General features: G+C 36.8%; 12 protein-coding genes. 1 reads left to right on the forward strand and 11 read right to left on the reverse strand.

Annotation, left to right across the window (positions count from 1 at the left end; translation table 11 throughout):
- From DCK90_RS01105 to DCK90_RS01140, 8 genes are all read right to left on the reverse strand, one after another.
- Positions 1–2,469, reverse strand: coding sequence for a TonB-dependent receptor (locus DCK90_RS01105; RefSeq protein WP_108244327.1), 2,469 nt, complete (start codon positions 2,467–2,469; stop codon positions 1–3).
- Between the two features lie 773 nt (positions 2,470–3,242).
- Entirely contained in the window at positions 3,243–3,818 is a 576-nt protein-coding gene (locus DCK90_RS01110; RefSeq protein WP_108244328.1) for a pyridoxine/pyridoxamine 5'-phosphate oxidase, read from the reverse strand.
- Positions 3,815–4,213 carry a GNAT family N-acetyltransferase gene (locus DCK90_RS01115; protein WP_108244329.1) on the reverse strand — a complete coding sequence of 133 codons (399 nt, stop codon included), beginning with the start codon at positions 4,211–4,213 and terminating at the stop codon, positions 3,815–3,817. The genes DCK90_RS01110 and DCK90_RS01115 overlap by 4 nt, the downstream gene beginning before the upstream one ends.
- Before the next feature lie 192 nt (positions 4,214–4,405).
- A complete protein-coding gene (locus DCK90_RS01120) occupies positions 4,406–5,803 on the reverse strand; it encodes a gluzincin family metallopeptidase (protein ID WP_108244330.1) in 1,398 nt (465 codons plus the stop codon).
- 208 nt (positions 5,804–6,011) lie between these two features.
- On the reverse strand, positions 6,012–6,455 hold the full coding sequence (locus DCK90_RS01125; RefSeq protein WP_108244331.1) for an acetyltransferase: 444 nt from the start codon (positions 6,453–6,455) through the stop codon (positions 6,012–6,014).
- A gap of 28 nt (positions 6,456–6,483) precedes the next feature.
- Positions 6,484–7,752 (reverse strand): serine hydrolase domain-containing protein, encoded by a 1,269-nt coding sequence (locus DCK90_RS01130; protein ID WP_108244332.1) that lies wholly within the window; start codon positions 7,750–7,752, stop codon positions 6,484–6,486.
- A 44-nt stretch (positions 7,753–7,796) separates the two neighbouring features.
- Positions 7,797–8,534 carry a DUF3108 domain-containing protein gene (locus DCK90_RS01135; RefSeq protein WP_108244448.1) on the reverse strand — a complete coding sequence of 246 codons (738 nt, stop codon included), beginning with the start codon at positions 8,532–8,534 and terminating at the stop codon, positions 7,797–7,799.
- A gap of 86 nt (positions 8,535–8,620) precedes the next feature.
- A complete protein-coding gene (locus DCK90_RS01140; RefSeq protein ID WP_108244333.1) occupies positions 8,621–9,196 on the reverse strand; it encodes a hypothetical protein in 576 nt (191 codons plus the stop codon).
- A 228-nt stretch (positions 9,197–9,424) separates the two neighbouring features.
- Between DCK90_RS01140 and DCK90_RS01145 the strand changes: the two genes are divergently transcribed.
- Entirely contained in the window at positions 9,425–9,916 is a 492-nt protein-coding gene (locus DCK90_RS01145) for a YHS domain-containing (seleno)protein (RefSeq protein WP_108244334.1), read from the forward strand.
- A gap of 199 nt (positions 9,917–10,115) precedes the next feature.
- On the opposite strand, the gene DCK90_RS01150 is transcribed toward DCK90_RS01145, so the two are convergent.
- The 3 genes from DCK90_RS01150 to DCK90_RS01160 all read right to left on the reverse strand — a co-directional run bounded on the left by DCK90_RS01150 (position 10,116) and on the right by DCK90_RS01160 (position 12,976).
- Entirely contained in the window at positions 10,116–11,051 is a 936-nt protein-coding gene (locus DCK90_RS01150) for a hypothetical protein (protein ID WP_108244335.1), read from the reverse strand.
- A 161-nt stretch (positions 11,052–11,212) separates the two neighbouring features.
- The gene (locus tag DCK90_RS01155; protein WP_108244336.1) at positions 11,213–12,034 is read right to left on the reverse strand and encodes an NmrA family NAD(P)-binding protein; all 822 of its coding nucleotides are present in this window, start codon (positions 12,032–12,034) and stop codon (positions 11,213–11,215) included.
- A 90-nt stretch (positions 12,035–12,124) separates the two neighbouring features.
- Entirely contained in the window at positions 12,125–12,976 is an 852-nt protein-coding gene (locus DCK90_RS01160; RefSeq protein ID WP_108244337.1) for a helix-turn-helix domain-containing protein, read from the reverse strand.
- Between the last annotated feature and the right edge of the window lie 153 nt (positions 12,977–13,129).

Genomic DNA, 13,129 nt, shown 5'->3' on the forward strand with positions numbered 1-13,129 from the left:
CTAAAATGTATATGAGACTGTTGCCATAATATTTCGGGGTCTCCCAGGGAAAGCTCTCAAGAAATCATATCCTCCTACCCAATGAGTCTTGTCGAACACATTATTAACGTTCAATTGTATCTGAAATTTATCAACCTGATAATAAACAGCTGTATTGACCAATCCATAGCTTGGAAAAACAGGGATCAACTCCGGGTCCCTTACAATGGAACCGTTTCGTTCCCCCACATAATCATAACCAAGTCCAAAGCCCAGACCGTTAAAATCGCCTCGGTCAATGATATATTTTGTCCAAAAATTGAAGGTATTTCTGGGTGCATTTGGTTTTTGATTGCCAAAAATAGCGATTGTGGATTCATCCGCTTCGGTAAAATATGCATGATTGTAGGCGTAGTTCATAATAACACTCCAATTGGGCATAATCTGTCCATAAACATCAACCTCCACACCTTCCGATTTTTCTTCCCCAACCTGTTGTAATAAATCGGAGTTGCTGGAATCATTGGCATTGTACAAGGCCCCTTTTTGGTTTAGGGTATACACTGCTAAAGTAGCACTCAGCCTTTTGTTGAACCACTCGGATTTTACTCCGGCCTCGAACAATTCACTGGTCAAAGGATCAAAAGGTCCTCCAGCTTCGGGATTATTTACCTCGGTCGCAGTTTGGGGTTGATATCCCTTTACCCAAGTACCATAGAAGTTTACATTTGATGTAGCTTTATAAACCATACCTACTCTCGGTAAAAAAGTGTCCTGCCTTACTTTTTCTTCCGCATTGGTATTGTAATTTAAGTAATCGGTAAAATCATCGTACCGAAGGCCTACCAATAGATTAAACTTTTTGTAGCTGAACTGGTTTTGTAGGTAAATACCATTCCCGGTTTGTTTATATCTATCATAATTTCTAATGGAATAAACGTAATTGCTCATGTCCCTCATGGCATTTCCGTTCGTAGAGGTTAAATCAAAAGGAGCTACATTGGCTACAGGGTTCCCATCGTCATCAAGTACATAATTATCAATATTTGCTACATTGAACGAATTGGTCGCGGTTCCATTCTGCAAAAGATAGGCGTTTGCTTCTAATTGCGACCCCCCAGGTTCAAGCTCTTGTTGAAAATAATCGTACCCCACCAAAAGCTTGTTTTTTATGTCACCAAGGTCATAATCAAAATTGAGGTAGTTCGTAAAGTTCTGGTTGTTCCATGATCGCTTACGAATAAACACCCTCATAGCCACTTGGGTAATATCAAAAGAACCATCACCAAGTGCTAAAAAGTTATTGGCGGTTCTATGCTCCAATAGGTCTTCATCATAGGAGGAGTTCAGATAGGTACTGTTAAAACTTATGTTTTCATTGAACTTATGCTGGAACGATAATGTAACATTTAAGTTTTGTTCGTTCAGATAGTCATTTTCTGCGCTTAAAGATGTAGTTATTGGTGTTGAGTAAAGATCACCGTCTCCAAAAACTGCCTGTCCACGATCCAAACGCCCTTTGTTGTCCTGATAGACCACATCAAAGTTCAAACGAGTCTTTTCGTTTGGAATAAAGGAAAATGAAGGGGCTACAACTATATTCTTGTTGAATTGCAAGTCCCTAAAACCATCCGTATTTTGATACCCGATATTTAAACGATACAGTAGTTTGTTATCCTTGGTCATCGGTCCTGTAAAGTCGGACAATAATCTAAAAGTGTTGAAGCTGCCCATACTGGCACTAATGGATTGTTTGGTTGTTTCCAAAGGCTTCTTGGTAACTGTGTTTATGGTTCCTCCTGGAGAGGCGTTTCCAAACAAAGCAGATGCTGGGCCTTTGATAACTTCAACACGCTCAACATGTGGAATAATCTGTTGGCTCCAAAAACTGGTCATCATTCGAGAGCCATTTAAAAGTATACTATTGTTTCGTTGTCCTTGAACACGAAAACCCCTCATAGTCAAGTCATTATAAAATGAAAACTGGTTAACACCACTAACGTTCTTAACTACATCATTAACCGTAAACGCTGCTTGGTCCAGTATGACTTCTTTTGTCACGTAACTCACTGCCTGTGGCACATCAACCAGTTTGGTGGCTGATTTTGTGGCTACAAAAGATGTTGTGTTTTTATAATTTCTTTCCTTTCTACCGATTATCTCAACTCCTTGCAATTGTGTAGTCGATTCACTTAAAGTAAAATTCAGCTCTAAGGCAATTCCTTCCTTTAATATGATTGAGTTTTCAATAGTTTCATAGCCAATATAGGAAGCTTGGGCAATATAGTTGCCCGGTGTAATATTATCTATGCTGTAAGTACCATTGTCATCTGTAATTGTACCAATATTAGAGTTTAATATAATAACGTTGGCATTCGCAATCGGCACTCCTGTATCGGAGATAACTTTTCCCTGAATGGAAGAATTTTGGCCAAAGGTTATGCTGAATGCTCCCAGCAAAAAGAAATATAGCAAGTAACTTTTATTCATTTTGAATTTATTTATATCTATTCTAAATAATTGGCTGCGAATTTATAGCGAACCATTTTTTGTCGCAACTTTTAATTAGATTAATTTTAAATAAATCTTAGGAAACATCATAAACAACTAATTAATAAGTGTTTAAAAATGTTAAAGTTGGGGGCTTTCCGAAAATAATAATGTAAACGTTTTCCATGCTTATCGGATATGACCTTTGGTTGACCTTCCATAAAACATCACGTTTAATTCATAGCCATACAATTTACCTCAAAGTAATCCATAAAAGGATTGGAAAGTTTGTTTGGCTATTGCTATGTAGTAGGTTTAATATGGGTACTTCATCCAATCTATCGGAAATGAACGAGCCTATCGATATAAGGGGAATCTTCAGTAAATTACTATCTGCTTTTTATTGTGATTCGAAGAGGGGTTATCAAAAAGAGAAGCTTAAATTAAAAGTACTTCCCTGAAAGTATTGATACAACTTCTTCATCAAAATCAGTCAAGTTGCGATAAAAACCTTTCACTCCAATTTGCAAATTGTTTGCAAAAAAATAGGCCTCAGAAAGTTAAACTCTCCAAGGCCTTGTTTTTACTTGTGATCGCGGAAGGATTAGAACCTCTTCCGCCATCCCTTATATTTACTGGGTTTTACCTTGCCAATGTATTTGTAACTAACCGAATTACAGACCACTATGAGTAATCTACTTTCGTAGCTACCAAATTTAATCATAAAATATTAAATCTCTTAAAATAGCAAATTGATTGTTTTACTTGGCCTTTTATGGTTGTATTTGTTTTCCTCTCCACTTCCCATTTTCAAGTTCAAATAACTTTCTGTCATGGAACCTGGATGCTTTAAATTCCAAGAATTCGATTCGAACGGGGTCAATTGAATACCCTCCCCAATCTTCGGGTCTAACTGCCATTTCTTTTCTGGAAACCCTTTGTTGTATTTCTTGTTCAAGTAATTTTGCATCCTTGGTTTCTTTGCCCTGTTCACAAATCGAAGAAACTATTTTAGAATTTAAATCCCTTTCATGGAAATATTTATCCGCCAGTGTTTCAGGTATTTTTCTCGCTATTCCTTGTACCCTTATTTGTCTTTCTGTCTCGGTCCACCAAAAGGTCAAAGCTACATGGTTGTCCCTTGCTATCTCGATTCCCTTAAGAGAATTCAATGGCCCAGTTATGATGAAGGCGTCATTGATTATTTCTTTTAGTGAGACGATTCTGGCATTGGGAAATTCATCGGTCCCATGGGTCGATAAACAAACTGCCGTTGGAATCCGAACTTCAGTCAAACGAAGTTCTTCTTTAAACCATTGCTCAAAAATTTCTATTGGTGAATTTCTCATTGCTCTCTGTCTATAATAAAGCTACTTTCTTGTTTTTTGAATCCAACCTTTGGGTAGTATTCCATTGCTGTGGGCACTGAAAGAAGCAATACCATGGATTGATCGCCCACTTTTTCTTTTGTTAAGCTTATCAGTTTTCTTCCAATTCCCATTTTTTTATATTCCTCCCTAACTGCAAGGTCTGATAGATAACAAGCCCAAACCCAATCGGTAATGGAACGAGCAACACCTACCAATAAATCATTGTCCCAAGCTGTTACAATTAGGTTGGAATTTTCAAACATTTGCTGCATTCTCTCCTTGTCATGCGTTGGTCTTGGTAGACCAGCATTGTCGTAAAGTTCAATTACTTGGTCTACTGTCGGTCTTTTTTTATCACTGTATTCTATGTTCATTTATCATTTTAGTTTGTTTAACCTTTCCTTATAAACATGATATTCCATAAAGTCGAAGGTTGGGAAAGTTCATAATTTTATTATCATAAATAAACCGCTATTGCAATATCCATAAATATGTGGTTGTAAATGACTCTTATCAATGTATTGTGAAATCCTATGGAATAGCCAAAAGATGGTTACATAGAAATATTATTTCATTGTTATTTTGGCAATTGCTTTTTTTAGTGAATCGTCACTTTTCAGATATTGATTTAATATAAACTGGGTTAGTTTTTGGTCATTTACAATTGTTTGTAAAGTTTGAATCAAGAAGTTGTAATTAGTGAAAGTTGTCTCTGTAGTGAGGATGATATTTAACCATTCCCACATTTTTTCTTCCCCGATTTCTTTTTTGATGGCGGTAAAAACAATTGGGGCATAATAATAAACATATAATTCCCTGTTACCATACTGGGATTCACCTGTAATTTTACCCATTGGGATCGGGTCAAAATCCTCGAGTGCTTCTATTTTATCCGATATCTTTTGGTCACAAACCTCAGCTCCCATCATTTTTTTGGTCAATTCCAATGACAAAAACTCTGCAAATCCCTCGGTCATCATATCCCCAAGTTCAGAATTGAGAACCTTATAGGTGCCGAAGTAATAATGTCCAAGTTCGTGCGCAATGAAAGGCCTGTACCAATTTTGAATTTTAGGGTCAAAAAGACTGATCAATCCCATCTTCCCCCAGCCAATATTGAAAATTGAAGGATAGGAAACGAACATCCAACCGTCTTTTCTTGACGTTGGCGTAGTTTCAACAAAGGTTACCGCCTGGTCAAATGGTATGTTCAGTTTTTGGGTATAAAAGTCCTTAAATGAATTGATCAGGTTACTGAAGTCATTTATTTGTTTACTGGTAAAACTAGGGTTCAAAATATAGGTGTCCCCAACCGCGGAAAAGTCAAAATTTCCGCAAAAGAGTGTCAATTCGCGGGCAATATCACTTTTGAACTTATGATTTTGTGCATTTACTGGTTTATTGCCGTTAATGTAAAGGGTTGTGCAATCTTGACAATCAATTTCCACATCATACTTGAGGTTGTCATAGGTTTTGTCATTTGTTATATCATAAAGTACGGGATACCAAGATGATTGCAATCCATCGGCTCTAATGGAATTGTGGTTAAATGCGATGTTACCTCTCCAATCTTTCCTAGCGTAATTGTGGAGTGTATCTTTAACCACAGGATATTTACCTACATATTTAACTTGAACCTCATTTGGCAAAAATTTCCCTTTTCCCGTATCATCGGGAAAAAAGTATGCTTTTGTTTCTCCATAAGAGAGTGTGTCGTTATGGGCCACTGAAAAACCCAGAAGGAAATCATTTGATTCGGTAGTTTTAAAATGCAATATGTTCAAACCCGAATTTAATCTGATGAAATAGTCTTTGATCTGGGGAATGTCACTTAAAGTCAAATCGGCTTCAATGGTTCCTTGTTCAATTGAGATTTTGACCTTTCCTGCAAGTTTGGGGATTGTTTCTTGTGCACCTAGTTGAATACCGAATAGATAGGTAAATAGTAAAAGTGTTCTTTTCATTCTAAATTGATTGTCGTTGCGGTTTATATTTGAATAACTAGGAGTTATTTCATTGACCTTGCCCTATCTGTTTACTTATGGCAAATCATCTACTAGGGAACTCTTCCATCCATATCAAGGTTAAATTCCGTAAAAGTATTAGGGCTACGGACCAATATTTAAAATCGATGGTTTATTGTCAAAATTGGTTGTACCAGCGGTTCATTGTTCATTTTTGCAATTCCATATGTAAGGTCGGATAAGGTTTTCCCGTAGCATCCAATTCAGAGCGACCTATTACTTCAAATCCGCAGTGTTGGTAAAATCCAACGGCTTGCTCATTCTGTTCGTTTACATCAACCTTTGTTACATTTAGATTTTTGATAGCGTGATCCAGTAATGTTTTGCCAATTCCCTTCCCTCTATATTCAGGGTCAATAAAAAGCATTTCCAAATTCTGCTCTGCAACACCAAGGAAACCGACTATTTTATTCTCACTATTTCGGATACACCTCAACTCAACTGCATCCAAGTAGGTGTTCAAAATCAGTGGTTTAAAATATTCAATGTCTTCTTCCTTTAAAAAATGATGGGTTGCTCTAACAGATGCTTCCCAGACATTTACTACTTCTGAATATTCGATTTTATTTATTTTGTCTATCGTTAGTTCCATTTTTTCAATTGCTATTCTGTTTAGTTACTTAATTAGATTTCCTTTTTCGCCACCATGCTATTGCAATTACCAAAACAGTAATCAACAGGACACCTATCCCCATCATATTCAACATTTTTCCTTGTAGCATGGTAAACAAAAGGGTATCCACTTTACCAGTTTTCAAGAAGACCCAATCACTTGCCAACCTAGTGGCCAAATCCGGATTTCCGGTTTCCAAGATAATTATTCCATCTCCAGATACTGGGTCAATACGAAGTGCCGTGTTAATGGGAGGATTACTTTGTCCATCATGTCCAATTATATATTGATCGTTTCCAACGTCCACATAAAGAAATGTGCCCAAACCGTAAATTGCCTCTCCCATCATATCCCAATGGGATTCTTGCATCAAGCTCAATGAACTTTGACTGAGTGGACTACTCGAATTATCTTTTTTATCCTTTAAGAACAGCATAAAAAGTTTCTCCAAATCCGCTAAAGAGGTATACAGTGATGTTGCGGCCAAAGAAGTATAAAAAAAGTGAGGGGCCTTGGTTCCATCCGCATTATAAAACTCACAAAGATCATCGGTAAGTGAATCAGACCATTCATAGGTTGACCGAGTCATCTGTAACGGAGCAAATACATTTTCTTTCATAAAGGCGCCAAATGACTGTCCACTTCTTTCCTCCACCAATAATTGCAAGAGTGTAAACCCTCCTCCAGAATATACCCAACTCGAATTTGGTTGAATACCAACTTTTGTTTCCCCACTTTTTCCTTCATCGGCATCTGCTGCTTTTGTCAAAGAGGCTTCCAGGGTCTGTACGGCATCTGGGGTTTCGAATCCCGAATAGCCAAGACCGTCCGTAAGTCCGGCAGTATGACTTAGCAAGCGCCTAACCGTTACTTGTTCATTGTCAAATTCACTTGGCGGCAATTGCCATCTTGTCAAGTATTGACTTATAGGGGTGTCCAAATCAATTTTTCCCAACTCCTGTAATTTCATGACACCTGTGGCAGAAACAAATTTGGACATGGATGCCACTTGGAAAATGGTATTTCTATCCACCTGTTTTCCGGCCGAATAAAAAACTTCCTCTTTTACTTCCCCATTTTTGATAATGGCCATGGCAAAGTTACCCACATACTCTTTTTGGATTTCCTCTTCGACGGCTTCAACAAAAGATTGTGGATCCGTTTCATTGGTAAAAGGTGCGTGCCACCATCCATTTACGATGCCAAAAAAACAGGTTAGAACCCATACCATGGAAATGGTTAAAATAAGGGCTACGTTTATTAATATTCTTTTCATTGCTCTACTAAGTTTTTGTTTTAAAACGTATTGGCCAACAATTATCAATCAACCAGTTCCATGACCATTTTACGGCCACCCAAGTCAATTTCTTGCTTTAAGACCTTACGGGATTCTTTTTCTATATAGTACGTACTCATAGCGGTGTTATGGGAAATATCATCGGTAACGGTGACTTTCCAAACTTTCTTAATTACTCCTTTAAGTTCCAATGTGGACTGTTCTGTATTTTTAATAGTTGCAGTAAGTATCCCTGTCCCTGATTTCGGATTGTAATCAAAAATAGAAATTGAACCATTGTATCCAGTTTTCAATGGCAGCCAACGTATGAATTGGGGGTAAAAGTTACTGTCAAAGAAAGGGGCATCCATCGATTCAGAAATTTCAGTTTTTTTACCAGATTGTTTGTCATTGTAGTATCCGGTCACCAAGTCCGAAAAGTTGAGCACCATATCCCGCTGTTGATTAAAAGATGAGTGGTATATGGGTTCAAACTTCCTTCTTCCAACAATTGTACTGTCCACCCAAGTTGTAGGAGTATTTGGCATTTCCACGGTTGATATGATGTAAATTCCCTTTTTCTTCTTTTGGATCTCGGTCCGCACTTTTCCAATTTCAATTTTTGAACTATCCTTGAGCATGTACCAAGCCATTTCATAGGTTTCGTCATGGATAAGGCTTTTGTCCGCAGGATTATTTTCTGGGGTCAGGATTGATTTTTGCCCCATAACTTGGAACGATGTTGCCAATACCATTAGTAGCAAGTAGAAAGTTTTTTTCATATCGTTTTTCAATTTGATTGATTTGTTAGTTCCATTTAGTATTATTTGTTTCACTTAATTTGTTGTTGATTTTAAAGCATGAACAATTACTCTATCTTTTTAGGGGCATTGGAGTGGTTCCCGATGCTCCATTTCTCACCATAGACAGAGGAATAGATTATTTCAATATCCATCTCATTATCATTTAAAATCTGGTATAGTTTATTTGCCCTATCCAGTGTGCTTTTCGTAGTTTTTTCGGTTGTAACAAGCCCCCAATCTTTAATCATGTTCTCATCTAAAAGCTGAATCAAATTGATTTTCTCATTTGCAGGTATCAATTGCCCAACCCAAAGGTTGGAATAGACGTAATTAATGGAATCTTGTTTGCCTATTGTTTTTTCAACATAATGTATGATATCGTCATATACCATATCGTTCGAGGCAGATACCTTAACTGATTCAATAAATGCTGGCCCAACACCGTGATTGGACAGGCTAAAGGAATATTGTATTGTACCCGATTTTTCATTCATCAGGCTCAAATGTGGGTAAGCAGACATATACTGCTGTTTTCTGAGCAGATTGGTTTGGTAAACAAAAACAATCAATGTCAATAAACTAACCATTAAGGCGGTCAGTCCTACAATTTTTTCAATATTCCAAAACCCTTTTCTCATCATTAATACGTCTGATTTTATCCTTCTCTTGTTTTTTACAATTCAACACCTTGGTCGCATAAATATTCCAGACCATACGATTCACCTAACTTTCTCCTGAATTTTATTTAAAAATTGACCCCTGAAACTATTCGGGAAATATTGCCAAGTTCCAAGGAAACCTATCCTATCTATGACCTCTAACTTTGAAGGAATTTTGCATGATCATATAACTTTTAAAATCAATTCAATATGAAAGCAAAGATGAATTCAATTCCAAAAAAGTGGTTAGCCCTTGCAATAGGACTATTTCTATTCAGCATTGGATCGCTTTTAGCGCAATCCCATAGCTATAATACAGATGAAAGCACAATTGCCCTTGAAGGCTATAGCCCTGTATCCTACATAGAAAATGGCCAGGCACAATTGGGAAAGAAGGCCTTTAAGGCTACCTATGATGGGTTGACCTACTTTTTCGTTAACCAAGACCAACAAAAAAAGTTTCAATCCAATCCCAAAAAGTACGTTCCCCAATATGGTGGCTGGTGTGCCTACGCCGTTTCCCTTGGCTATAAGTACCGCCCGAACCCTAATAGTTTTCGGGTAGTGGATGACAAGTTGTATCTGTTCACCGTAAATGTGGAGGCAGAATTTGTTACCGCATGGGAAAAGGAAGGGCAGGACAAACATATTGCACAAGGAGACAAGAACTGGAAGACCTTGGAGAAATTCAAAAGCTTTTAAAAAGATTCCTTTCAACTAAAAATACTGCAAAAGCCGCTGTACCAGAATCCTACTTTTCATACAATGGATAAGTATCAGCGGCTTATTTCTACCGCTATATTATGATCTTAAAAATTTCATCGAATTAGGCTTCAAATCTCAATCGACCTGATGAGGGACTTCTAACAGTCTCGCGTAATTTTTATATGCTAAACCTTTGTCAGGGTTGGTTTTTTATCCACTCAATTGCATTTTCAGACATTTTTTTATAGTCGTGACCTACTTCTTTTACAGTGTGCATTTCCCAATTAAATGTCCAATTATTTTTACTCGTCAATTGCTTGTTCACATTAAAAAAAGTTGTTCCACGCTCCAATCGATGTGCTCCTTGTTCCATTGCCAAATCCGTTGTTCTAAAAGTCCCTAAACTTGGGTCATTATCCAGTTCTCCCAAAAGAACAATCAATCTTTTTTTATAGGATTTTTGCAAATCTGCATCTGTATTCTTGATACCATACGGAAATTCAAGGTTCTCGTTTGGTAGACTGTAAAATCCAGAATTTGCGGCGATAGCTGTTCCAATTCTCGATTCGGGCATTAACATTATCATTCGATGTACAAATTGTGCTCCAGCTGAATGACCAAAAATATCGTACTGCTCATTTGTAATATTGTTAACCGATTTAATGTGGTCAAATATGTTTTCAACGACTGTATATGCCCATTCTGGTTTCGGGTTTTTAGTTCCAAAAAAGGTAAATAAATTCCCCTCTTGGTAGTCGTTCGTTGTATATTTTGAAAACTTATTCTCAAATTCAGGTGCTATTATCAATAGGTTGTTCTTATTGGCCAATTCAACCCAAGCGTTTAGATAGTCATCCGCATTTCGCCCACCACCGTGCATAACAAAAACTATTTTGTCTTTGTCGTTCCAACTTTCAGGTTTGTAAGTCCATACCTTGATTGATTTTCTCTCACTATCTTTATAAGCATGGATTACAAAAGAGTCTATTCCCACATTCATTTTATGGGTTGCTGTGACTTCAGGTCCTTTTGGAAGCACATAGAGGTATATGTAACCCGCAACTGAGAGAAGTAAAAAAATTGAAAATGTATATAAAATTACCTTTCTAATTATTCTAAAAAATTTATTCATTTATTCGCTTTTTTGTTGGGTCAAATCCATATACGCCCAATTTGGAATACCATCGATGTATTTGATCATCTTCTATTGGAATCGTTTATTGAATTTTGTTTCAAACTAATTTAGGGTTGGGTCGGTCAACCAAATATTTTCTTACATTAACCTCTGGGAAATCAATTCCAAATTCCAGTCTTGGCAGTTTCCTTTGCATATGCTAAAAATGGTTTTGCTTTTCTACCTAAAACTCTTTCAATATCATTAACTACCTGTTGATTGTTTGGATTGGTTAGAACATGGCTAAATAGGTATTCCATCAACCACACGACATCATTTGGAATCTTCATTTGCCGCATACCAACAACATACTGATCCAACGTTATTTCATGGAAGTTTAAGTTTCGATTACTTGCCTTTGAAATAATACTGACAATATCCTTAAAAGTGATCAATTCTGGACCAGTGACCTCAATAATCTCACCATAGTACTTGTCATCCAATAAAACAGTTGCTGCGACCTCGGCAATATCATCAGCATCTACAAATGGAATTAAGACATCGGACATTGGTAATGCAACTTCACCGGTTAGAATTGGTTCCAAAAAGAAACTTTCACTCCAGTTTTGGTTAAACCAAGAAGCCCTAACTATGGTATAACCTATACCAGATTCCATCACAATTTTTTCACATGCTTCCGCTTCAATCTCACCTTTTCCAGAAAGCAGAACCAGTTTTTTAACGCCTAATTCTTTAGCTAAGTACGTTAAACTCTCTATAGTCTCTTTGGCTCCCGGCACAGCCAAATCAGGATAGTAGGTGACATACATTTTCTCAATTCCCTCCAAAGCATTTACCCAGGTATCTTTATTATCCCAGTCAAAGCTTGGCAATCCATTTCTTGAGCCAATTCTTGGATCAATTCCTTTTTTAGCTAATTGCTCCACTACCCGGCGACCAGTTTTACCTGTTCCTCCGATTACCAAAATGTTTGATTCCATAATTTTTGAATTTTAATTATGAAGCAAATCTATGGTAGCTGTGAACCAGCAACTTATTCAAAAAGAATTATGATTTATTCGATAAGAATTTTAAACTTGACTGGGCCTAAAGCCAAATTTTTTTTCAAAAGCGTTGGAGAAAGAACCTAAACTGTCATAACCAACGGCCCAAGCAGCTTCTTGTATCGTCTTTCTCTCGTTCTTAATTAAATCGTAGGCCTTCTTTAAACGTTCGTTTTGTAAGTATTTAAAAACGGGAACCCCAAACTGCGCCTTAAATTCTGTTTTGAGTTTATTTGTATTAGTTCCAATTCTGTGGGCAAGTTCTGTTAAGGAAGGTGGGTTTTCTAAATCGGATACTAAAATTTCTTGTGCCAGGTGAATCTTTTCAAGTTGTTCGGTATTTGTTTTTATGGATTCTTGATTTGCCAGTTGTCCAAAATAATGTGAGAGTAAGGCTGTAATATGACTTTTATAGAACAACATTTTAATTTCTCCTTCATACGTATTGCTGAAAAATTGTTCCACTAATAGAAACATTTCCGGACTCATATTAAATGAGGGGCCTTCGACATAATGGTCTTTGGGGTGGACCAATTGACATAAAAATTTTTCTAAGAACCGACCTTCTCCATTAGGTAAATTCTTTATGTTTCTTATTGCGGTTGCGATTACTAAACATTGCAGTGGTTTTAGCTTTGATACATGATGTTCAAACGCTACAGTATTATCGGCATAAAATGATAATACCATTCCTTTTGTTTGATGGAATTCTTTGGTTTTTCCATCAAATTTTACGTTAAGACCAACATCACCTGCACCATAGAAGGCAATAGCTATTACGGGCTCGTCAAAAAAACATGAATCTATTAAATTATCAATGGTAGAAGCTTCCTCCAATAAGATTGTATAATCATTAATATCTATTATTTCGCGATTCATTTTTATGAATTATCTCAATCTAGTTTAATTGTTGCCAACATAGGGATGATTTATTTATCATATATGTGTGGGACTAAGTTAAGATAAAATTGATGTGTTCTTTTGAATCGTTTTATTGAACTTTAATTAATGGTATGGGTAGTTTTCTTTAAT

Source organism: Muricauda brasiliensis (genome assembly GCF_003057865.1).
Classification (GTDB): Bacteria; Bacteroidota; Bacteroidia; order Flavobacteriales; family Flavobacteriaceae; genus Flagellimonas; species Flagellimonas chongwuensis.

Excerpts from the sequence above, each read along its gene's own strand:
- DCK90_RS01130 (WP_108244332.1), bottom strand. The coding sequence starts at position 7,752 with ATGAAAAGAATATTAATAAACGTAGCCCTTATTTTAACCATTTCCATG.
- DCK90_RS01140 (WP_108244333.1), bottom strand. The coding sequence starts at position 9,196 with ATGATGAGAAAAGGGTTTTGGAATATTGAAAAAATTGTAGGACTGACC.
- DCK90_RS01115 (WP_108244329.1), bottom strand. The coding sequence starts at position 4,213 with ATGAACATAGAATACAGTGATAAAAAAAGACCGACAGTAGACCAAGTA.
- DCK90_RS01135 (WP_108244448.1), bottom strand. The coding sequence starts at position 8,534 with ATGAAAAAAACTTTCTACTTGCTACTAATGGTATTGGCAACATCGTTC.
- DCK90_RS01125 (WP_108244331.1), bottom strand. The coding sequence starts at position 6,455 with ATGGAACTAACGATAGACAAAATAAATAAAATCGAATATTCAGAAGTA.
- DCK90_RS01110 (WP_108244328.1), bottom strand. The coding sequence starts at position 3,818 with ATGAGAAATTCACCAATAGAAATTTTTGAGCAATGGTTTAAAGAAGAA.
- DCK90_RS01155 (WP_108244336.1), bottom strand. The coding sequence starts at position 12,034 with ATGGAATCAAACATTTTGGTAATCGGAGGAACAGGTAAAACTGGTCGC.
- DCK90_RS01105 (WP_108244327.1), bottom strand. The coding sequence starts at position 2,469 with ATGAATAAAAGTTACTTGCTATATTTCTTTTTGCTGGGAGCATTCAGC.
- DCK90_RS01160 (WP_108244337.1), bottom strand. The coding sequence starts at position 12,976 with ATGAATCGCGAAATAATAGATATTAATGATTATACAATCTTATTGGAG.
- DCK90_RS01145 (WP_108244334.1), top strand. The coding sequence starts at position 9,425 with ATGAAAGCAAAGATGAATTCAATTCCAAAAAAGTGGTTAGCCCTTGCA.
- DCK90_RS01150 (WP_108244335.1), bottom strand. The coding sequence starts at position 11,051 with ATGAATAAATTTTTTAGAATAATTAGAAAGGTAATTTTATATACATTT.
- DCK90_RS01120 (WP_108244330.1), bottom strand. The coding sequence starts at position 5,803 with ATGAAAAGAACACTTTTACTATTTACCTATCTATTCGGTATTCAACTA.